Raw genomic sequence first — 20,054 nt, forward strand, 5'->3', positions numbered from 1 at the left:
ACCACTCAGTGCGCATCGATCACGTGCCCCCGCCCCCTCCCACGACAGCCGTAGGACAGTCGGTCCGACAGCCACGTGTCATCGTCGCCCTCCACGAGGGCCTCTACGGCGCGATGTCGGGCAGCGGCTTCAGCAACCGCGCCTTCATCACGGCGCTTGCCCGTCTTCTCCCGGCGGGCCGCCTCTCCGTGATCGCTGCCCGTCTGCCGGAGACGGCGCGAGGGCACGACCGACGGTGGACGAGCGAGGTCCACCAGATGCTGCGACAGGCTGAGGCCGACGTGACCACGTTCCCCGGACCCCGGGCACCGGCCGGCTCGGTCCACGGCTCCGTCCAGCTGTGCGACCTGGCGGGTGAGGCCGCGCAGCGCGTCGCCGATCGTGCGAGCCGATGCCTCCTCGTCGGCCTCGACATTCCGTTTCTCGGCCTTGCCCCGTCCGTCTCACCGACCATGGATCTGCTGCTCGTACCGCGCTCCACGACCGCCCTGACACAGCCCAAGGACGTCTCCCGGGTCCGCTGGGAGCGCGACGCTCTACGGGCGGCGACACTTCGGGGAGGGTGGATCGGCGCGATCTCCTCTCACATGCGAGGCCACCTCACCGCCGACTACGGCGTCCCCCGGGCCAGCATCGTGAGCGTCCCGAACGGACTGCTCCGGGAAGAGATGACCAAGCCGGAGAGCCTGCCACCGCTGCCCTTCAGGGCACGCGCCGGATTCCTCCTGGCCATGGGCCGCTCCGTGCCGACCAAGGGCTTCGACGACCTCCTGGACGCACTGCGTGCACTGAAGGAGCGCGGAGTCCGCACACCACACCTGCTCCTAGCGGCCGTTACCTCCGCCGATCACAGGCACTCGTCTTCGTACCAGGAGGACCTGGCGGCACGCATCCGAGCGTACGACCTGGACGCGACCTTGATCACACGCTTCTCGCCCGCGATCCGCGGCTGGCTGTACAGCCCGGCCCTGCGCGCGGTCGTCGTTCCGTCGCGTGAGGAACCTTTCGGGCGGATCCCTCTGGAGGCATTCGCGGCAGGAGCGGGTCCCGTGGTCGCGACCAGCGCCGGCGGACTGGCTCAGACCGTCATCGAAGGCGAGACCGGCTTCGCCTGCGCGCCGGGAGACCCCCGGTCCCTGGCCTCCGCCCTTCAGCGCGCCCTGACCGCCCTACCCCACGAACGGGAGCGCCTCCGGAACTCCGGGAAGGCCCTGGTGCGCTCGCACCACGACTACGAGGCCACCATCGGCGCCGTCATCAACCGCATCGCGCCCTGGGCCCTGCCCCCGTCGCCTGTCGCCGAAGGCCGAGTCCGATGAACCGGCCGGTGGTGCTGATCGCCCTGGAGTCCCCGCACACCTTCTGGCGGATGTCCTTCGAACACGAGCGCTACTTGTCTGCCGCGTTCCCGGGCGTGGCGTTCCGTGCGGCCGGCGAGGGGAACCTGGCGCAGCGGCTGGCCGATGCGCACGTCTATTTCGGCTGGAGGTTCGAACCGTCGTGGCTGTCCTCCGCGCCCCACCTGCGGTGGATCGCCTCTCCTGCCGCCGGGACCGACCATCTGCCCGTCGCGGAGGCCCACTCCGCCGGAGTGGCACTGACTCGCTCGTACGGGTTCCACGGACGTCCCATGGCCGAGCACGCCATGGGGCTGGTCCTCGGATTCTCCAGAGGGCTGTTCATGAGCCAGCGGCTCCAGCGGAACCGGACCTGGTGGAAGGACGACCTCGCCGAGGAGTTCTTCGACCTGTCCGGGGCGACGATGGCCATCGTCGGCTGCGGCAGCATCGGAGGGCACCTCGCACGTACGGCCCGAGCCTTCGGCATGGACGTGATCGGAGTACGCCGGACACCACCTGCGGCCTCCGAGGGTGGGATCACCTGGATGCACGCGTCGGCGGTACGCCAGGCCGTGTCCATCGCCGATGTCGTGGTCGACCTGCTGCCCACCACCCAGGCCACGCACCACTTCTTCGACCACGATCTCTTCACGGCCTGCAAGCCCGGCTCCCTCTTCGTCAACCTCGGGCGTGCGTGGACCGTCGACCAGTCGGCTCTTCTCGCCGCCCTCGACACCGGTCATCTTCGCGGCGCAGCCCTTGACGTCCACGACCCGAAGCCCCTGCCCGTCCGTCATCCGCTGCGGCTCCACCCCCGGGTCGTCCTCACGCCGAAGAGCTCGACGCTCTGCCGCACGTACATGGACGACGCGGTCGCGTTCTTCGCCGACAACCTGCACCGCTACCTCGCCGGTCAGCCCCTCAACGGCCTGGCCGAGGTCCCCAGCGCACACGTTCACCTGACCGGAGGCTGACCGATGCTCACCGCACCCCACCGTGACCTGGCCGCGGCTTTCACGGCGGCCGGCCGCAACCACCCCTACCTGGCCTTCACGCTGAACTCGCTCTGCAACCTGGACTGCGTGTTCTGCAAGCCCCGGTGCATGCCGGACTACGGGCACAAGGACCGTCCCCTGACAGCGTCCGACTACGCGGCCATCGCCGCCGAGGCCGGCACCTGGGGGATCAGGAAGGCGCACTGCTCGGGCGGTGAGCCGACTCTCCGCGCGGACATCCTCGACGTGCTCGGGGGCCTCGCCGACGGGCTCGGGCCCGAAGCCTCGATCGGCATGACCAGCCACGGCAACCTGCGTCGCGGGCTGAGCGTCGAGAAACTCCATGGCGCCGGCCTGACGTACCTCAACCTCAGCCTCCACAGCCTCGACCCGGCCCGGTCCGCCGACATCATGGGCGGCGGCGACCCGCGCGTCACCCGGCGCACCCTCGACACCGCACTCGCTCTCGGCCTGCGAGTGAAGATCAACTGTGTTCTCCAGCGCACCTACGTGGCGGACGCCCTCACCGTCGCCGAGCTCGCCCGCGACCTGCCCATCGCCGTCCGGCTGATCGAACTCCAGAACATCGGCCCCGCCCAAGCACTGTTCGACACCGAGTTCATCAGCGAGGCGGAGGTGCGCGGGCGCCTCCAGGAGTGGTTCGCGGACGCCGGCGAGGTGGGCCGAGACGAACTCGGGGTGCGCAGCCCCGGACAGTACCTCCGCCCCGACGGCTGGGCGGGCTCCATCGGGTTCATCTCCAACTCCAGCTGCGCCACCTGCTCCGACGCCAACCGCATCAAGATCACGCCCACCGGTGTGGCCCGGCCGTGCATCCTCCACAACCGGGACATCCCCCTGAAGCCCCACCTCTCCGACGGCACCCTCGGCGACGCCTTCGCCCACCTCTTCCGGGCCATGCTCGACCGCAACTCGAACGACGCCTGGCAGGGCTTCCACTACGTCGACTACGACCTGCGCTGGGACCGGATGGAGCGACCGGAAGGAACTCCGGTCCTCCCCCTGCTCCCGCTCGTCACCACGGACGCGGCCCAGCCCGCCTGCAACCGCGCCTCCACCGGGGAGCGGTGATGACCGCCGTCGTAGCGCCGTCCCTCTACTCGGGGCTCGGCTCGCTCTACGAACGCGAACTGGACTCCCACGGCGTCGGGACGGAGATGCTCACCCACAAGTGGCAGCCGGCCGACCTGTTGGCTCCCCATTCGGACATGGACGTGCGCGTCCTCCTCTCCCAAGCCCCCGCGGACTGGGAGGAGTGGAACCACCGTCTGGCCGCCGCGCACACCGCAGCGGTCGGCCGGGAGGCCGTCCACCGCCGTCTGCTGGAGCATCCGCCCGGCTTCGCGTTCACCGTGGCCGAGGCGGACGGACGGCTCGTCTCCGCACCCGAGCTCGCGACCTGGTCGCTGATGAGCGGGAGCGCCCGGGACTTCCAGCGCTGGAAGTCCCGGGCGCAGATGGCGTCGTGGTGCGAGGTCGACGAACGGTTCTACCAGGGAATCCTTCAGACCCGGCTGGGCGGCCGGTACCGGTTGGCGGCGGACAGCACGGACAACGTGCTGGAGGACATCGCCGCGTACCAGCGCCACTGCGTGGCCTGGCACTACCTCGCCCCGTGTTGGTTCGCCGCAGCCGCGCTCGCGACACGGACCCGCTGTCCCGGCAAGACGGCCGCCCTCACCCAGTGGCGACCGGACGGACTGGACGGGTACGCCGAATTGTTCCTCCGCCACGCCGAGGACCGACCCGATGCCCGCCCTCGCAGCGCGCGCCACCTGCTCCGTGCGGCCCACGTCGCTCTGGAGGCGGCCATGCGCCGCGTTCCCGACCCGGGCCGCCCCGTCGGCCAGGCCGAGGGCCACGCCCGCACCGACTGGGTGATGACCGCCGGGATGCTCCGCGTACGCGTCGCCCGCTGGCTGTACTACCTCGACCCGCCGCCAGGCGTGGCGACCGAGTACCTGATCCGGCGGGAGACGAAGGAACTCCACTCCGCCGCGCGGACGCTGCACGCGCTCGCGGAGGACGAGACGACACCCTCCCGACGGCTGGCCGCCCGGATGGCGTCGCTGATCCCCGACGGACCGACCACCGCCGGCACCCTGCGTGCCGCCCTCGCTCACTGGCACCGGCGGAAGTCCACCGTGCAGGACTTCCTCAGCCTCTCCCCCGATGACATCCGCCCCTGACACGAGGAGTCCCGCCATGCCCGCGCGTGCGCCCCTGCCCCGCACCCTCAAGACGGCGAAGATCAAGATCACGACGAAGTGCAACCGGTCCTGCGACTTCTGCATCTTCGCCGACGGCGCCCAGGGCGAGAACATGTCCCTGGAACTGTTCTCCACCGTCCTGACCCGGCTGGAGACCATCCCCTTCCAGCAGTTGCACATCAACGGCGGCGAGCCCACCGTGCACCGGGACTTCCCCTCCCTCAGCGACGCGGCCCGCACCCGCCTGCCGGACAAGGTCCTGGTCCTGGGAACGAACGGCATCACCCTGGCCCGCAACAAGCGGATCATGGAGGTCGTCCTCCGCTCTTACGACCAGGTCCTCATCGGCTGCGACGACGAACACGAGAACTACGACGAGGTCCACGCCGTCGTCCCCCGCCTCCGCGAGGCCGGCAAGACCGTGGTCATCAACAGCGTCCTGGAAGGCATCAGTGCCACCCGCCTCGCGCAGCTCGCGAAGCTGTGCGCCACGTACGGCGCCATCCACGTCACCAACCACGTCCACCACGTCGACGTCGGCCAGCCGGAGAACGAGCTGCGCGGCCTCTGCGACCGCTACCTCGACCAGCACCTGATGATCGAGATGGACGGCTCCTGCTACCGCTGCTTCAACGCCATGGCGAAGGACGACAGCGAATTCAGCGTCTGGGACGAGGACTTCGCGGCGAAGGTGTTCGCGCCCCGAGGCCACCACTTCCGCTTCTGCCTGCGCTGCCACGAGTACACCGACTCCGGCGCAACCCTCCTCCCCGTCCCGGCCCTCGCAGTCTGACCCCAGACCGGAGGTACACGACCATGCCCGCAGTCCTCGGACTGAACTTCCACCACGACACCGCCGCCGCCTTGATCGTCGACGGCCGCCTCTACGCCGCCGAAGAGGAACGCTGGAGCGGCGTCAAGCACCATCACCCCGCGCGCAAGGGCACACTCACCGTCCCGACCCGCGCGCTCCAGTGGTGCCTGGAGGCCGCAGGCATCGAGCCGGAGGACATCGACGCCGTCTGGGCCGCCTCCATGCGCCCCAACCCCGCCGCCGGCTGGTGGCTGGCAGAGGAGCGGGACGAACTCGCCGCCCTCCTGCCCGCCCCGCTCGGCGAACACCTCCGCCTCCTGTCCCACCACACGGCCCACGCGCTCTCCGGCTACCTGCTCTCCGGCCACGACCACGCGGCCGGCCTCGTCATCGACGCCGGCGGCTCCTCCCTCGGCTCCGACTTCGGCCCCGGCCGCGAGCGCATCACCGGGTACGACCTGCGACCCGATCGCATCGACCGCCTCCACCAGGGCATGCCGACCGTCGTGCCCAGCCCGGCCGGCCCCCGGCGCGTCCACTCCTCCCTCGGGCACTTCTACCGCAACCTCGCCTGCCGGGTGATCCCGCCCGGTGACGAACCCGAGGGCAGCATGATGGCCCTCGCGGCTTTCGGCGATCCCCAGCGCTACGGATCCCAGGTCCGGGACCTCGTGCGGCTCGGTACCGAAGGGACGGTCCGTATCGGCCACCCGTGGGGTGCGGCGGACAGCGGCACACCGCTGCTGCTCGGCAATCGGGCCTGGACAGCGGACAACGTCGCGGAGCAACCGGAACACGAGCGGGCCGACCTGGCCGCCGCCGTCCAGGAGGTCTTCGCCGAGTCCGTCGTCCACATCGCCCGTCACATGCAACGCCTCACGGGAGCTTCGGCGTTGGTGTTCTCGGGCGGATGTGCGTTGAACTCCCACCTCAACGGACAGCTGGCCGCCGACAGCGGATTCGACACCCTCTTCGTGGCGCCTGCACCGCACGACGCGGGCACCGCCGTGGGCGCCGCTTTGTACGGATGGCACTACCAACTCGGTCAGGGGCGACTGCCCGAGCCGACCGACGCGGCCTGGGGCCCACTCCCCGGTGCCCTGACGACGACGCCGACCGGGTACCGCGCGTTGACCGGCCTCGGGCCGGAACTGGCGCCCACGGTGGCCGCGCTGCTCTCGGAGCACCGCATCGTCGGCTGGGTACAGGGGCAGCTCGAGTTCGGGCCGCGCGCCCTCGGACATCGCTCGATCCTCGCCCACCCCGGCCACGCCGCCACGCGAGACCGACTCAACTCGATCAAGAAGCGGGCCTCGTACCGCCCGTTCGCCCCGGCGGTCCTCGCCGAGCACGCCACACAGTGGTTCATGTCGACCGGAGACCCGTTCATGAACCGAGTAGCAACCGTCCGCCGGTGCCGCGCCGACCGCATCCCCGCGGTCACCCACCACGACGGCACCGCCCGCGTCCAGTCCGTCGTCACCGACCACCAGGGCCTGGGCGAGCTCCTGGAGCACTTCCACGACCGCACCGGACTGCCGCTGCTGCTGAACACGTCCTTCAACCGGAAGGGCAGCCCGATCCTGCGGACCGCCGAGCAGGCCGCCGCAGCCACGGCCGACCTCGGACTCGACGCACTCGCGGTCGGCGACACCCTGCTGCTCGCCGACTGCGTGCCCGACCCCCGCGCCACACCCCTCCGCCCGCTCCGAACGAGGTGAAGCGATGAAGCCCGTCGACCTGGTCCACGTACTGACCGTGCTCGGCACCGCCGCGTGGAGTGCGGACGAGCAGTCCCGTGCCCGCGCGGCCGGCGATCTCGCCCTCACCGTCTACGACGGCCACACCCGCGACCAGGGCACGCCCTACCTGGAACACCCCCTCGCCGTCATCACGCTTCTGAGAACCGAGATCGGCGTCAGCCACCACGAGACACTCCTCCTCGCCCTCCTTCACGACGCCCTGGAGGTGGCCCCCGAATCCGAGGCACTGCTCGTCCAGCACCTCGGCGGCCCGTTCACTGCCCGCCTTCGTGCCATGACGGCGGACCACCGCCTCGAACAGCGCCCCAAGGCCGCAGGCGACGAAACCCACTGGCGTGCCAAGCAGGCCGCGCTCCCGCCCGAGGACCTTCTCGTCCGGCTCGCCGACCGCATCCACAACCTGCGCGATCTCGCCGCCTCACCGAACCACGACCGACGCCGGCGCTTCCTCCAGAGCCTCGGAGACTTCCACCTCCCGCTCGCCGAGGCCGCCTGTGGTCTCGGCCCTCACCTGAAGGCCGCGCACGCGCTGCTCCACTCCGAGTACGTCCGCCACCAACAGGAGGTACGTCCGTGAAGCGGGTCGTCTACTCGATGGAACCGATCGGCCGGACCGGTGGCCGGGTGTACCTGCGGATGCTGCACGAGGCGACGGCCGACGACGTGGAGTGGCGCACGATCCCGGACCACAAGCGCACCTACCGCGTCCGCCGCTGGCGCAAGCTCCGCCACCTCGCCCACCTGGCCCCGACCGTCCGGGCTCTGAACGGCACCAGCGGCACCCTCGTGTGGGACGACCTGAGCCTGCTGCTCTTCACGCCGGAGATGCGGACCCGCACGGTGTTCCTCCTCCACCACTACGAGCCACTGCAGCACGACTCCGCCCCCGTCGAAGCCATGCTCTGGGAACGGCTGTTCCGGGTACTCCCGGAGTGCGCCGCCGTGGTCTGCGTCGCCCCCTACTGGGCCGCATTCCTCCGCGCCCGAGGCGTGCGCAACATACGGGTGATCTACAACGCCTTCGACACGACCGAGGTCGAACGGGCACGCGGCTTCGACCGAACCGCATGCCGCGCCGAGTTCGGCCTGCCTCCGGACGTACTCGGCGTGTACGCGGGCAAGGCCGTGCACTGGAAGGGCACCGAAGAGGTCTCCGCGGCCCTGTCCGAAGCTCCCGGGATACGCGTGATCACCAGCGGCAGCAACACCATCGGATTCGACGGCGCGCACTACGACGTGGACCGAGCGCGCTACCTACGGCTGCTGTGCGCGTGCGACGTCGGTGTCTTCCTCCCGCGGATGCGGGAGGGCTGGAGCCGCTGCGCGGCCGAGGCGCTGCTGCTCGGCCTGCCCTGCCTGATCCGCCCTGTGGCCGGCCTCGGGGACCTCGCCGCGCTGACCGGCCAGCCCGCCCCGGACATCACCCGCCTGGCGACGCAGGTTCGGGAGCGCGCGGCAGCGGGGCGGGCCGAGACCAAGGCCGCGTACGAGGCCCTGGCCCGATTCGATCTGAACTACTTCGGCAACGCCTGGGGCGACCTCCTCACGAAGGTCGCCTGACCAGTAGTCACTAGCGCGCTTGACTCTCAGTAACGGTTCAACATCATCACAACAGCCACTCCAGTGCGCATGTGATGATCTTGTGATGACGAGTGAAGAAACCTCAACTCAAGACAGCGGCGCGACTGCGGGCACATCGGCAGAAGCAACTTCGGCAGTCGCGAAGTACCGTCGTAGCCCTGCAAAGAGCCTGCTGGCCGTCATCGCAGTGGTGTCGCTCACTCTCGGCGCCAGCCTGGGCTATGGCGCTTCTCGCCTCTCCAGTTCCGCGAGCGCCTCGACGCCTGATGACGCCCCGATCATCACCGGTGTCAGTAAGGCGAACGTCTGCCAGCTCGTGAGTGAGGCAACGCAAGAGCAGCTGAGCATCAGAGAGGCATCCCCTGTGGCTGAGGAGAAGGGTGGTGCTTCCTGCTACCTGCTGATGACGCCAGACGATGCGGCTGAGTCGGCCGGATACGTGGTCGCCTTCTACCCCACGTCAGCTTCTTTGCAGCAGACGGTGGACGGTACCGACGTGATCCCGGAGAAGGCCGAGCCAGCGCTGATTGAGGGGCGTGCCGCTGCTCGCCAAGTGCTTTACGGCGACGTCTGGAAGGCTCAGCTCACTCTCGACGCAGGGGATGGGTCGATGCTCTACGTCGAGCGGTTCGGCCCAAAGGACTCAATGTCAGACCATGAACTTCGGCGATCTGTGGACGAGCTAGCCGCGAGCGTCGTCAAGAACCGCAGAGCATAGAGACAAGCGACGTGGCGTTCTGCGGGGTGAGGAGCCTCGCATTTTCCGGACAGTGATCTGACCGTTTATCTCACGCGACTATACGCAACTCCACGTATTCGGCGTGAACTTCTCGCGGCGAGCGGTATCCGATAGCCGAGTGGAGGCGTTTGTGATTGTACCAGAGTTCGATGTATCGGGTGATGTCCTGTCGGGCGGCCTCTCGGGTCAGGTAAGTCATGCGGGAAACCCGCTCGTTCTTCAGAGCACCGAAGAAGGATTCCGCCATCGCGTTATCCCAGCAGACGCCGGTACGCCCGGATGACCGGCGGATTCCGAACTGTTTCAGCGTCGCCGCGAACTCGGCGGACATGTAGTTCGATCCGCGATCGGAGTGGAATATCGCACCGCTCGCGAGTTTCCTGTTCCGCGCCGCGTTACGGATGGCCTGAGATATGAGAGGAGTTTGGTAGTGGTCGTCCATCGCGTAGCCGATGACCTCCTTCGTGCAGCAGTCGATGACGGTCGCGAGATAAAGCCAGCCTTCTCCGGTTTACATAGGTTATGTCACCGACGAGTTTTTCGCCGGGCGCGTCGGCGGTGAAGTTCCGACTGACAAGGTCCGGCACACCGCCGGCCGCGGCCTGGGTGAGCGACCACACCGCTTCGGCTTGGGCTGGCAGGACACCAGACCCAGCTCACGCATCAGCAGACGGACCAGCTCCAGGCCGGCGCGGCGGCCCCAGCGCGCGAGCTGGGCGTGGACACGCCGGTATCCGTAGGTGCTGTCCGACATGTCGAATGCCTTCTTGATGAGCAGCTTCAATTCCTCGCGCCGCTGGGCTGTGGCGGAATCCGGGCGGTTCCGCCATTCGTAGTAGCCGGACTTGGACACGTTGAGCCGTTTACACATGAACTCGACGGAATGCGCGTACTCCGTGGTGCCGAGCCGCATCGTTTCGATGAACTCGTACCTGCTCGCTACCGGGGATCCTTCGCGAAGTACGCCGCGCATTTTTTCAGGAAGGCGTTCTCCATCTCCAGTTCATGGATACGCCGGTCTTGTTCCTTCAGACGTGCCCGCTCATCTAGCGTCAACGGCGCACCGGCCGCTGGCTCGTTCTGCTTCTGGTGCTTCTTCACCCAACCCCGGAGCGTCTCCGGATTCAAATCGAGCTCGCGGGCCGTCTCAGAGATGGTCCTACTGGACTGGAGTGCGACCCGGACAGCTTCCTCACGGAACTCCCGGGTGTACTTACTGGGTGGCGCCACTTCCTGCTTCCTCGTTTCCTTGACAGGACAACCCTATTGGGTCCCTGTCCGGAAGCATCGGGGCACCTCAGGGGTCTGCCCTTACGCCCGGCTGGGGCACGTCATTCTCCGGCAGCCAGTACCTCTCTGGCGCGGACCACGAAGGCTTCGCAAGCGTGCTCCGCAGCCTCGCCGCGGACCAGCATGTCGGTCTTGTCCATGGCGAAGAGAATTTCTCGTGTCGCTATTGATCAGAAACTCATTAGGTTCACTCGTCGAGGATGTAGCGGACGTGTGAGCCTCCGAAGTAACCGCGCACGATGTGTGGCTGGCGTTGTCGGCGGTGGAAAAACCGGCGGGTTTCGGTGGCGAGTTCGGCCTGGTTCCTGGCCCTGTGGGTTTGGGGCAGGCTGCGTTTGAGGTCGGCGTTGACCAGCTCGTCGGGGTTCAGCTCGGGTGAGTACGACGGCAGGAAGTGCAGCTCGATCACGTCCTTGTGGTCGGCGAGCCAGGTCCGTGCGGTCTTCGAGCGGTGGGCCGAGTGCCGGTCGATGACCAGGTGGACCTTGCGGTCGAAGTGCCCGACGAGCCGGTCAAGGAATCGGCACATGACCTTCGCGTCGAACGACTCGGTGAAGACCATGAAATGCATCCGGCCCTTCGTGCTGATCGCGGACATCGCGTTCACGGAGAACCGGTTCCCGGTGCGGCGGACGACCGGCGTCGTGCCTTTGGCGCCCCAGGTGCGGCCCGTGACCTGGTCCGAGCGGACCCCGACCTGGTCGGCGAAGAGAACTTCGCCGTTCTCCGCCTTCGCTCTGGCCCGGATCGCCGGCCAGGTCTCCTCGTGCCAGAGACGGACCGCTTCCGCATCCTGCTCGACGGCCCGCTTGTCCGGACGCTGGAACGTCAGTCCCCAGCGTTTGAGGTACTTGCCCACGCCGGGGTCGGTGAAGCGGATCCGGTACAGCCTGAAGATCAGCTCGCCTATCAGCCCCCGTGTCCACAGCTGACCGGAAAGTCCCAGGCCGGAAGGGGTGTGATCGAGGACGGCCTGCCGAACGGCGGCCTGCTCGGCCTCGGACAGAACCTGATGCTCGCCCACCCGACGGCCCCGCGGACGCGACAGCAACGCGTCCCGGCCACCCGTCTGCCACCTCGTCCACCAGTTGTCCACGGCCCTGACCGACACCTTGAACAGGGTCGCGACCTCTGCCCGGTCCCGCCCGTCCACCAGCGCGGACACCGCCAGCATCCGCACAACCTCCTGCGCGTCCGGCGACCAGGTCCGCCCATCCCCCACCAGATCACTCACACACCATCAACGAGCGTGAACCCAAAGCGTTTCGGATCAATATGTGGATCTCGGCAGCCTGTTCGGCGAGGCGCTGTGCCGGTGCGCTGAGAGCTATGAGGCGGAGCCGGAAGATGCTGCTGCGGACCTCGACGTGGAGCCGGTACGACTCTGCCCGGGCCGAGAGGGCCCCCTCGGAGTCGGGCTGCGCGTGCTGGCTTGTCCACCGGTCGTACTGCGCCCGCCGGTAGTCCTCTGCCAGGGCAATGAAGTCGGCACAGGCGTCGAAGAGGCGCTGGTGGCGTCGCTCGCGGTCGGCGCGGTCCGCTGACCGCGCCGCGCTCTTCTCCTGGTACCGGTGTGCGACGACGGCACCGAACAATGTTCCGATGACGGCGATGGCCGCCGCAATGACCCCCGACATGTCGACCAGTTCACCATCAGGCGGGTGCGCTGGATAGAGCACGGATCCGACTCCCACCCTCCCGACCCGGTCCGCGTACTCCGGCCGGGAAGTAGCCCGCCGGCTGCCACCGCCCGACGCGCATCCGCCGGAATCAGGCTGTGGCGGGCAACTCAGTGCGGGTGCGGTGGATGAGGTCGGCGACCTCGGGGCGCCCCTTCCACGATGTGAGGACGCGTGTGACGTCATGGAGGTAGCTGTGGGCACGGGCGGAGTGAACGTTGCCGAGATACGCAGCGAGATGTTCGCGGCGGTGAGGCAGCGTTCGAGTTCCTGGTTTTAGAAGTGGCTGGCGGCCAGAACGGCCATGCGGATGCCGGTGGCGCGGGTGAAGCAGTCCGCCGGCACGGGCTGTCGAGTTCCGCCGGCGTCCAGCCAGTGACATCCACGAACAGCCCCTCCAGAGGGCCCGCCCGGCAGTTCGACCGGGGAACACCAGGGGCGCCGGCCCGCGGGGCGGAAGTAGCCGCTCACGTCATCTGTACGGGGCAGGTCCCGGCACCGTCCCGGGGCCTGCCCCCGCACGGAGTCAGGCGAGGGTGATGTTCTCCGCCTGCGGGCCCTTCTGCCCCTGGGTGACGTCGAAGGTCACCTTCTGGCCCTCCTGGAGCTCACGGACACCGGAGGAGTTGATGTTGGAGTAGTGCGAAGACGTCCGGGCCGCCGCCGTCCTGGGAGATGAAGCCGAAACCCTTTTCGGCGTTGAACCACTCGACGGTTCCGCTGGTCATACTGAGCTTCCAGTCGATATCGGACCCACACCGCGCAGACCCGAAGTGGCTACGCCTGAGCGGCCAGCTTCGCGGCTGCGGCGTCCAGACGGGCCAGCACGCGGTCCCGGCCGAGCAGCTCCATGGACTCGAAGAGCGGGAGTCCGATCGTCCGGCCGGTGACCGCGACCCGGACAGGCGCCTGGGCCTTGCCCAGCTTGAGCCCGTGCTTCTCACCGACCGCAAGCAGGATGTCCTTCAGGCCGTCCGCCTTCCAGTCCGCGACATCGGCCAGTTCGGCACGGGTGTCGGACAGGATGTCGCCGGCGCCCGGCTTCATCGCCTTGTTCCACGACACCTCGTCGTCGACCGGCTCGTCGAGGAACAGGAAGTCCACATAGCTGGTGATCTCCGACAGCAGAGCCAGCCGGGTCTGAGCCAGCACCGCCGCCGCCTCGAACACGTCCTTGTCGAACGCCTCCGGGGCCCACGGCGCGTGCGGAGCGACGAGCCACGGCGCGCAGGCGTTCGCAAACTGCTCCGGGGACAGCGCGCGGCTGTAGTCGCCGTTGAACGCGGTCAGCTTCTTCACGTCGAAGAAGGCCGGGGCGGTGTTGACGTCCTCGATCCGGAAGAGCTGCTCCAGCTCCTCGTACGGCATGATCTCCCGGTCGTCGCCGGGGCCCCAGCCCAGGAGCATGAGGTAGTTCACCATCGCCTCGGGCAGGAAGCCCTCGGCGAGGTAGTCCTCCAGCGCGACCTTGTCACGGCGCTTCGACAGCTTCTGCCGCTTCTCGTTCACGATCACCGGCAGGTGCGCCCACACGGGCGGCTGGGCGCCGAGCGCCTCCCACAGCAGCTGCTGCTTCGGCGTGTTCGACAGGTGTTCCTCGCCTCGGATGACCTGCGTGATTCCCTCGTCGAGGTCGTCGACCACGTTCGCGATCAGGAAGACCGGGGACCCGTCACCACGGGCGATCACGAAGTCCTCGATCGCACTGTTCGGGAACGCCGGCTCCCCGCGGATCAGGTCGACCACGACGGTCTCGCCCTCGTCCGGCGTCCGGAACCGCAGCGCCCGGCCCTCTTCGAAGGCCAACCCCCGCTCCCGACAGAACCCGTCGTACCCGAGGTGATCCGAACCCGTGCGCTCCTTCAGCTGCTCCCGGGTGCAGTCGCAGTAGTACGCCCGGCCGGCCGCGAAGAGCTGCTGAGCGGCTTCCCGATGCCGTTCGGCGTTGTGCGACTGGAAGTACGGGCCCTCGAAGGCCGCGTCCTCGCCGTGGATGCCGATCGCCGCGAGCGCGTTGATGATCCCGTCGATCCACTCCGGCTTGTTCCGGGCCGCGTCGGTGTCTTCGATCCGCAGGACGAACGTGCCACCGGACTGTCGCGCCACCGCCCAGTTGTAGAGAGCGGACCGTGCACCACCGACATGGAACATGCCGGTCGGAGACGGGGCGAAACGAACGCGAACCGGGGCAGTAGACATGCGCTCCAGGGTACCGATACCGGACACCTGCGCCGGGCCACTCCGCCTACCCCCGCACCATCCTTTTCCGGCCGTCCTCGCCTTCTACCCGCATGTCTCCCTCTGCTGCTCCCGAAGCCCCGCCGGTCCCCTTCCCCAGGCCGTTCACCGCACCGAGCATCGCGGTCACGGGCTCGACCCATACCCGTGACATCCGGCTGCTGGAACACCAGCGGCCGGTCTTCGGCGCGGTCGCATCTCACCCCACCGTATGGCGGACGCTGAAAGAGGCCGACGCGCAGCGACTTTCCCGGATCGAGCGGGCCCGTGGGGCGGTGCGGCGGCGCGTGTACGAACTGCTGCGCGAGCGGCCCGAGGGGTTCCCCGAGGTGGAGGTCGAAGGGGTGTCGCTGGCGGGCCGGCTGGACCGTGATCGACAGCGACGGCACCCTGATCCCGGCACCGTCGGAGAAGGAGGGAGCCCGCGGCACCTACAAGGGGTTCCTCGGACACCACATATTCGTCGCCACCTGCGACAACACCGGCGAACAGCTCGCCGCGACGCTCACCCGGGCATCGTCAGTGCCAACGACACAGGCGTGAACATCGACATCCTGACCCGGGCGGTGGCCCAACTTCCCTGGTGGCGAAGGCAGAAGATTCTCTTCCGGGTGGATGGGGCGGGCTTCTCCCACCAGCTGATCGACTGGATCGCCTCTGCCAGTGGCCGCAAGAGCCCCACCTTCCGCTGGGAGAACTCCGTCGGCTGGGCACCCCCACTACGTCAAGGACGCCAGCGCCTATGAGATCAAGCAGGAGGCGCGCTACCAGACCTTCGCGACCAACCACCGAAACGGGCAGATCGCCCACCTCGATGGCCGGCACCGCAAACACGCCCGGGTCGAGCCCAAGATCCGCGATCAGAAGGCACCCGGGAACGGCCTGCTGCCCTCGCGTGAGCTGGAGGTGAACGCCGCCTGACTCACCGCCACCACCCTCGCCGCCGATCTCCGCTGCTGGCTCCAGCTCCTCGCCCTGGACGGCGAGCTCGCCAAGGCCACCCCGAAGACCCTGCGCTACCGCATCCTCCACGTCCCCGCCGCCTCGTGCGCGGCCAGCGCAAACGCCGCCTGAAACTCCCCGACACCTGGCCCTGGGCCACAGCGATCATCCGCGCCTTCGAACGGATCCTCGCCCTGCCCCACCCCACCTGACCAGCACGAACAAACCCGTCGAGCATCGAGAGGAGGCTCACCCGCAAGCTTCGGGACCGTGGAACCCGACGCCATCCGGCACGTCAGCCGACGCGCACCCCTGACCGGAACCGTCCCCGGACGGGGATCAACGCGACATCACGGACGCACGGCCAACAGGACGTCGCCTGAAACAACGAGGCCAGCGGGAATGCAGGACGTTGGGACACCCCAGGTTCAGCTCCGGCGAACTGGAAGCCGCTGCACCGGAAGGACACGCTGCCGACCCGACACATATGCGTCAAGTACGCCTCTTCATTAGTGAGTGGCAATGATCAATGCAATCAGGGCCAAGCAGACGAGACCTACACGCAGCGCCCGGATCGCACGGTTAGCCCATAGATATTTCCTGTTCGCGACGAGGGAGTTTGCGTGCACCTGAAGAGCGATGTGATCAGTGATCTCTCGGTCGTTGCCCGTGAGTGCAGCCAGCACCTGCGCATACGTCGGCGCATCGTGCTCGTATAGACGCTTGACGTCGCCGTAGAACAGCAGGTTCGTGGGGCTGCGCTCAGCCTCAGACTGCGCTGGCTCGGTCTCGTCTTCGCTAGGAGGTACACGCCGCCCCGCCCACATGCCTCGCAACTTCGCGCGCAGCGCACCACTCAAAGGAGGTTTCAGCTGGGGTGCAAGGGCTGCCATGGCAAACAGTCCGGCAAGAAAGATCGCGAGACAGCCGACAACCGCAACGAGGTCAAGGATGATTCCGGGGCTGCTCTGGTCTTTGAGCAAGTTGTAGGCGACCCCGCCGGCGACTCCAGCAGCGGCCAGGGTTGCAACGCTCTTAGTCTCGGCGTGCTTCACCCAGTCGTTGACCAGGCTTAGCGCCTTCCATGCGTGCTCCGGCTGGAGGGTACTCGGGGCAAGGGCGCTTTGCCCGTCCTCCCCACCATCTAGGGAGGCTTGCTGCGGCATCACGAGGAGAGCCCGGCACGTCGCGCCCGGAGCGCTTCGCGTTCCTGTTGTGCCTTTGACCAGATGGCCTCGCGCATGCGCTCTGAAGTGGCCGCCTTTTTCAAGTGACTGACGTCGTCACGCCTCTTCTCGCCGCGCAAGACGGCTGCGCAGTACTCCTCCCCATGGACCGCGCACCAAGATGAATGCAATACACGCCCCTGAGCCTCTGCATCTCCGTCAGGGAGCCGATCGATGGTGTGGTCTACCCACAGCGTGTCGGACGGTCCCTCGCCGCAAGGACAGGTGTAGGCCAGGTAATCGTTCTTCTCGATTCGATCCCACACGCTGCCGGTAACGGCCATAAGGTGTCGATCAACTGACTGTGCTGCTTTGGCTGCGTAGTTGACAGCCTTGCCTGCCCAAACGGGCTCCTGCTGATTGACGTTGCGCGGCGTACCGACCCGCTTGACGAGGAGACGACTGGAGGCGACGCCGACCTTGTATCCCGTGCTAGGCAATTCGGGGTCGTTCGGCCACCGGGCTTCAAGCCGCTTCACCAAGTCAATGCTGAACCGTTCGACTGTGATTCCGGCGGTCAGCGCGCGCTCGTACCGACGGTCCCCCCAGAAGAGCGCAAAGGCGCCGTCACCCTGAATCGCCAGGAAGTCAGCCTCGAACTCATCGAAGATCCTGACGACTCCACCTGTGCTGGCCTCGTAGATGCTGGCGGTGCTCGCAGCCCATTTTCCGGTGCCCAACTTGGTGGAGCCCTTCAAGTCCGCGACGACGGCAACCGCATCCGTGACCTTGTGCCATTTCCGCGCGGTGATCGGCAGTGCCGACACGTCGAGGCCGTGCCCCTTGTCCACCACTTCCGGGGTGGACGCGAACTCATCCTTCGCCTTCTGGTCGAGCTCCTCGATCAGGTCCTCGAGTTTTACGTCAGTCACGGACATCCCCTCCCGCTCGGTCTCACGGCTTCCACGGTACGGGAGGGGTGTGACAAAGCCTGGCGAGCGCAAACCAGCTCGTCCCAACCAGCCGTGGACCGCGAGGCCATGGCCCACGCCCCTCCTACCGCCCGCGTGGACGTGGGAGGTACCTGGCAGCCCGGTCGAACAGAGAGCGTTCTGGTCTCAGTTGTGGTCTCGTTCACCTCCGTCCAGGGGCACCCGGAGGCCCTTCCGCCTCCCGCTCCGTCGCAGGCCAGAACGTACACACCCTCCCCCGAACCCCCAGACGAACATTTGGAAAGCGTGTTGGGGGCAACCCCTCACGAGTTCGAATCTCGTATCCTCCGCCAGTGCCTCACCGGGCACGATGTCGAAGGGCCCCGCTGCTTACAGCGGGGCCCTTCGACGTGCGTGGTCTCAGTTGGCTCGGCTCACACCATCCAGACCATGCGGTCCAGGCGGCAGATTGGAGCTGTTCCTGGGTTCACCGCCACGCCCCACTGTCCACGTCCGCGGTCTCGGCAGAGGGAAGGAGTGGGACGCCACACAACGTCTCCCGGCGATGAGGGCCTGCGTGACCCCGCGGAGGCACGCGCCTGAGTCGAACTTTGCGCTCTCTTGGCTGAGGTCGCAGTCGGACATTCCGTCGATCAACTAGCGTCGATGGGCCGAACAGCCGACTCAAGGGGAGGAGACGCCGCCGTGGGCGAACCGGGCGGCGGCAAGATACTCGACATCAAGATCCACGATCTCAAGGCGACGGCCCCGCATTTCCACGCGCACAGCCACGACCTGGCCAAGGCCCTGACCAAGCTCAGGACCAGCCTGGCGGCGGCCGGATCACCGTGGGGTGACGACGAACAGGGCACCCAGTTCCACGGCCACTACGGCCCGCTCGTGCAGAGGATGGAGAGCGCCGCCGACATCCTCGCCCAGGGCCTGCAGAGCATCCACGACGCCATGTCTGACATGGCCGACGGCCACATCGACAACGAACAGCTTGTTCGCTCGATGTTCAGCAAGATCGACGCCACACCGCACGACACCCGCGGGAACGGCCGGTGAGCGCGGCCGACAAGGCCAAAAAGATCGTCCAGGACATGACCGGCATGTGGTGGCCGGACGCCGACGAGGGCGGTCTGCGCGACGCGGCCAAGGCGTGGCGCCACTTCGCCGACGACCTGGAAGACGTGACGGCCGCAGCGAACAAGACGGCCCGCGGCATCATCACGCACAACAAAGGCGAGGCGATATCCGCCTTCGACGACCCGTACTGGCGCCGCTACTACTACGACGGCCACGGCTGGCTCCAGGACATGACTGACGCTGCCCGCGACATGGCCAAGGCCCTTGACCAGTACGCCGACACGGTGCACCACGCGGTCAAGAAGCTGGAGCACGAGCTGGAGATCGTCGGCGCCACGATCGTGGCCGGCACCGCCCTGGCCATCTTCACCGCCGGCATTTCCGAAGCCGCCGCCGCCACAGCCGCCGTGACCGTCGTAGACCTGGCCGCCACCCTCGGAGTGACCGTCTCCACCGAGATCGCCACCATCGCCGCCACCACGCTCACCACGGCCGCCATTGCAGGCATCGAGTCGATCACCGTGGACCTCGCCGTCACCCAACCCTTCGCCCTGGCCACGGGCGAGAGCAAGGGCCTCAACCTCGACGAGGCACACCAGGCCATGCTCTACGGCGCCCTCACCGGCGGCGCCCTCGGCTGCGCGGGCGCCACGTACAGGGGCTTCAAGAACGCGGGCGGCATGACCGAACTCCTCGGCGGCGTACGCGTACCTGGCCTCGGACCACAGTTCGCCATCGCCGGCGGCGATGCGGCAGGCCTCGACGACCTCGGCCTGCTCATCAAGGGCGACGGGGACCCCAACGCCTGGCCACGGAGCAAACGCAAGGGAGCACAGAGGCCGAAGTACAGAGGCGACCTCGCCGGTGATGAGGGGAAGAAGGGCGCTCACACCATCGAGCGGCACGTGGAGAAGACAGACCACGAACTGCGCAGCCGACTGCGATCCGACAAGACGATCACCGGTAGCTCCAGCTTCATCGACGAGCAGTCGGCGCAGGACCTCACCGACCGGGCGATCGTCAACAAACAGCACGATGTACGGCGCTGGCTGGAGAACACATCCAGCGGGCAGAAGGTGATCAAGGTGGACTTCGGTGACGAAGTCACCGGCCGTAGCATCACCCGGGAGGACTTCATCCGTGGCACCGGGCCCCACGACGTGCATCAGGTACAGCTCGTCCTGCGTCGAGATCCTGACATGCCCAGCGGCTTCCGCATCCACACGTCGTACCCCGTCGCCTGACCGCGAGCACC

General features: G+C 67.7%; 19 protein-coding genes and 2 pseudogenes. 12 read left to right on the forward strand and 9 right to left on the reverse strand.

The genetic code is table 11. The features are described from left to right. Nucleotides 1–8 precede the first annotated feature (8 nt). The 9 genes from KUM39_RS28700 (at nt 9) to KUM39_RS18955 (ending at nt 9,442) form a co-directional block, all read left to right on the forward strand. Entirely contained in the window at nt 9–1,319 is a 1,311-nt protein-coding gene (locus KUM39_RS28700; protein ID WP_217786885.1) for a glycosyltransferase family 4 protein, read from the forward strand. Next, nucleotides 1,316–2,314, forward strand: coding sequence for a D-2-hydroxyacid dehydrogenase (locus KUM39_RS18920; protein ID WP_217786886.1), 999 nt, complete (start codon nt 1,316–1,318; stop codon nt 2,312–2,314). Before KUM39_RS28700 ends, KUM39_RS18920 begins: the two co-directional genes overlap by 4 nt. Nucleotides 2,315–2,317: 3 nt before the next feature. Continuing rightward, on the forward strand, nt 2,318–3,427 hold the full coding sequence (locus tag KUM39_RS18925) for a radical SAM protein (protein ID WP_217786887.1): 1,110 nt from the start codon (nt 2,318–2,320) through the stop codon (nt 3,425–3,427). After that, nucleotides 3,427–4,545 (forward strand): hypothetical protein, encoded by a 1,119-nt coding sequence (locus tag KUM39_RS18930; RefSeq protein WP_217786888.1) that lies wholly within the window; start codon nt 3,427–3,429, stop codon nt 4,543–4,545. The genes KUM39_RS18925 and KUM39_RS18930 overlap by 1 nt, the downstream gene beginning before the upstream one ends. A gap of 16 nt (nt 4,546–4,561) precedes the next feature. Further along, nucleotides 4,562–5,359 carry a radical SAM protein gene (locus KUM39_RS18935; protein WP_217786889.1) on the forward strand — a complete coding sequence of 266 codons (798 nt, stop codon included), beginning with the start codon at nt 4,562–4,564 and terminating at the stop codon, nt 5,357–5,359. Nucleotides 5,360–5,382: 23 nt separating this feature from the next. After that, nucleotides 5,383–7,101 (forward strand): carbamoyltransferase C-terminal domain-containing protein, encoded by a 1,719-nt coding sequence (locus tag KUM39_RS18940; RefSeq protein ID WP_217786890.1) that lies wholly within the window; start codon nt 5,383–5,385, stop codon nt 7,099–7,101. A 4-nt stretch (nt 7,102–7,105) separates the two neighbouring features. Continuing rightward, a complete protein-coding gene (locus tag KUM39_RS18945; protein ID WP_217786891.1) occupies nt 7,106–7,720 on the forward strand; it encodes an HD domain-containing protein in 615 nt (204 codons plus the stop codon). Beyond that, nucleotides 7,717–8,703 carry a glycosyltransferase gene (locus tag KUM39_RS18950; RefSeq protein WP_217786892.1) on the forward strand — a complete coding sequence of 329 codons (987 nt, stop codon included), beginning with the start codon at nt 7,717–7,719 and terminating at the stop codon, nt 8,701–8,703. Before KUM39_RS18945 ends, KUM39_RS18950 begins: the two co-directional genes overlap by 4 nt. 85 nt (nt 8,704–8,788) lie before the next feature. Beyond that, the gene (locus KUM39_RS18955; RefSeq protein WP_217786893.1) at nt 8,789–9,442 is read left to right on the forward strand and encodes a hypothetical protein; all 654 of its coding nucleotides are present in this window, start codon (nt 8,789–8,791) and stop codon (nt 9,440–9,442) included. A 70-nt stretch (nt 9,443–9,512) separates the two neighbouring features. Here the strand turns inward: KUM39_RS18955 and KUM39_RS28800 are convergent. From KUM39_RS28800 to gltX, 7 genes and pseudogenes are all read right to left on the reverse strand, one after another. Next, a pseudogene (locus KUM39_RS28800) lies at nt 9,513–9,962 on the reverse strand (IS3 family transposase); the annotation flags it as partial. 21 nt (nt 9,963–9,983) lie between these two features. Further along, nucleotides 9,984–10,376 (reverse strand): IS3 family transposase, encoded by a 393-nt coding sequence (locus KUM39_RS28805; protein WP_372455784.1) that lies wholly within the window; start codon nt 10,374–10,376, stop codon nt 9,984–9,986. A 26-nt stretch (nt 10,377–10,402) separates the two neighbouring features. After that, nucleotides 10,403–10,693, reverse strand: coding sequence for a transposase (locus KUM39_RS28810; protein ID WP_372455785.1), 291 nt, complete (start codon nt 10,691–10,693; stop codon nt 10,403–10,405). 247 nt (nt 10,694–10,940) lie between these two features. Next, on the reverse strand, nt 10,941–11,987 hold the full coding sequence (locus tag KUM39_RS18965) for an IS630 family transposase (RefSeq protein ID WP_443732239.1): 1,047 nt from the start codon (nt 11,985–11,987) through the stop codon (nt 10,941–10,943). Continuing rightward, complete coding sequence (gene kilB, locus KUM39_RS18970; protein ID WP_217786894.1) at nt 11,980–12,432, reverse strand: plasmid transfer protein KilB; 453 nt, start codon at nt 12,430–12,432, stop codon at nt 11,980–11,982. Before kilB ends, KUM39_RS18965 begins: the two co-directional genes overlap by 8 nt. Before the next feature lie 526 nt (nt 12,433–12,958). Further along, nucleotides 12,959–13,160: pseudogene (locus tag KUM39_RS18975) on the reverse strand (cold-shock protein). Between the two features lie 49 nt (nt 13,161–13,209). Next, nucleotides 13,210–14,583, reverse strand: a complete 1,374-nt coding sequence (gltX, locus tag KUM39_RS18980) for a glutamate--tRNA ligase (RefSeq protein ID WP_246620391.1) — start codon at nt 14,581–14,583, stop codon at nt 13,210–13,212. Between the two features lie 140 nt (nt 14,584–14,723). Here gltX and KUM39_RS18985 point away from each other — a divergent pair, with 140 nt between their 5' ends. Then, on the forward strand, nt 14,724–15,416 hold the full coding sequence (locus tag KUM39_RS18985; protein WP_217786896.1) for a hypothetical protein: 693 nt from the start codon (nt 14,724–14,726) through the stop codon (nt 15,414–15,416). A gap of 705 nt (nt 15,417–16,121) precedes the next feature. Here the strand turns inward: KUM39_RS18985 and KUM39_RS18990 are convergent. Both KUM39_RS18990 and KUM39_RS18995 read right to left on the reverse strand, forming a co-directional pair. Further along, nucleotides 16,122–16,778 carry a Pycsar system effector family protein gene (locus KUM39_RS18990; protein ID WP_217786897.1) on the reverse strand — a complete coding sequence of 219 codons (657 nt, stop codon included), beginning with the start codon at nt 16,776–16,778 and terminating at the stop codon, nt 16,122–16,124. Continuing rightward, nucleotides 16,778–17,710 (reverse strand): hypothetical protein, encoded by a 933-nt coding sequence (locus KUM39_RS18995; RefSeq protein ID WP_217786898.1) that lies wholly within the window; start codon nt 17,708–17,710, stop codon nt 16,778–16,780. Before KUM39_RS18995 ends, KUM39_RS18990 begins: the two co-directional genes overlap by 1 nt. A gap of 666 nt (nt 17,711–18,376) precedes the next feature. On the opposite strand from KUM39_RS18995, the gene KUM39_RS19000 reads away from it, so the two are divergent. Together KUM39_RS19000 and KUM39_RS28705 are read left to right on the forward strand one after the other, a co-directional pair. Continuing rightward, a complete protein-coding gene (locus tag KUM39_RS19000) occupies nt 18,377–18,778 on the forward strand; it encodes a WXG100 family type VII secretion target (RefSeq protein WP_217786899.1) in 402 nt (133 codons plus the stop codon). Next, entirely contained in the window at nt 18,775–20,043 is a 1,269-nt protein-coding gene (locus KUM39_RS28705; RefSeq protein WP_217786900.1) for an RNase A-like domain-containing protein, read from the forward strand. Before KUM39_RS19000 ends, KUM39_RS28705 begins: the two co-directional genes overlap by 4 nt. The last annotated feature ends 11 nt before the right edge of the window (nt 20,044–20,054 follow it).

The sequence above is a fragment of the Streptomyces corallincola genome, assembly GCF_019104725.1.
Lineage (GTDB): Bacteria > Actinomycetota > Actinomycetes > Streptomycetales > Streptomycetaceae > Streptomyces > Streptomyces corallincola.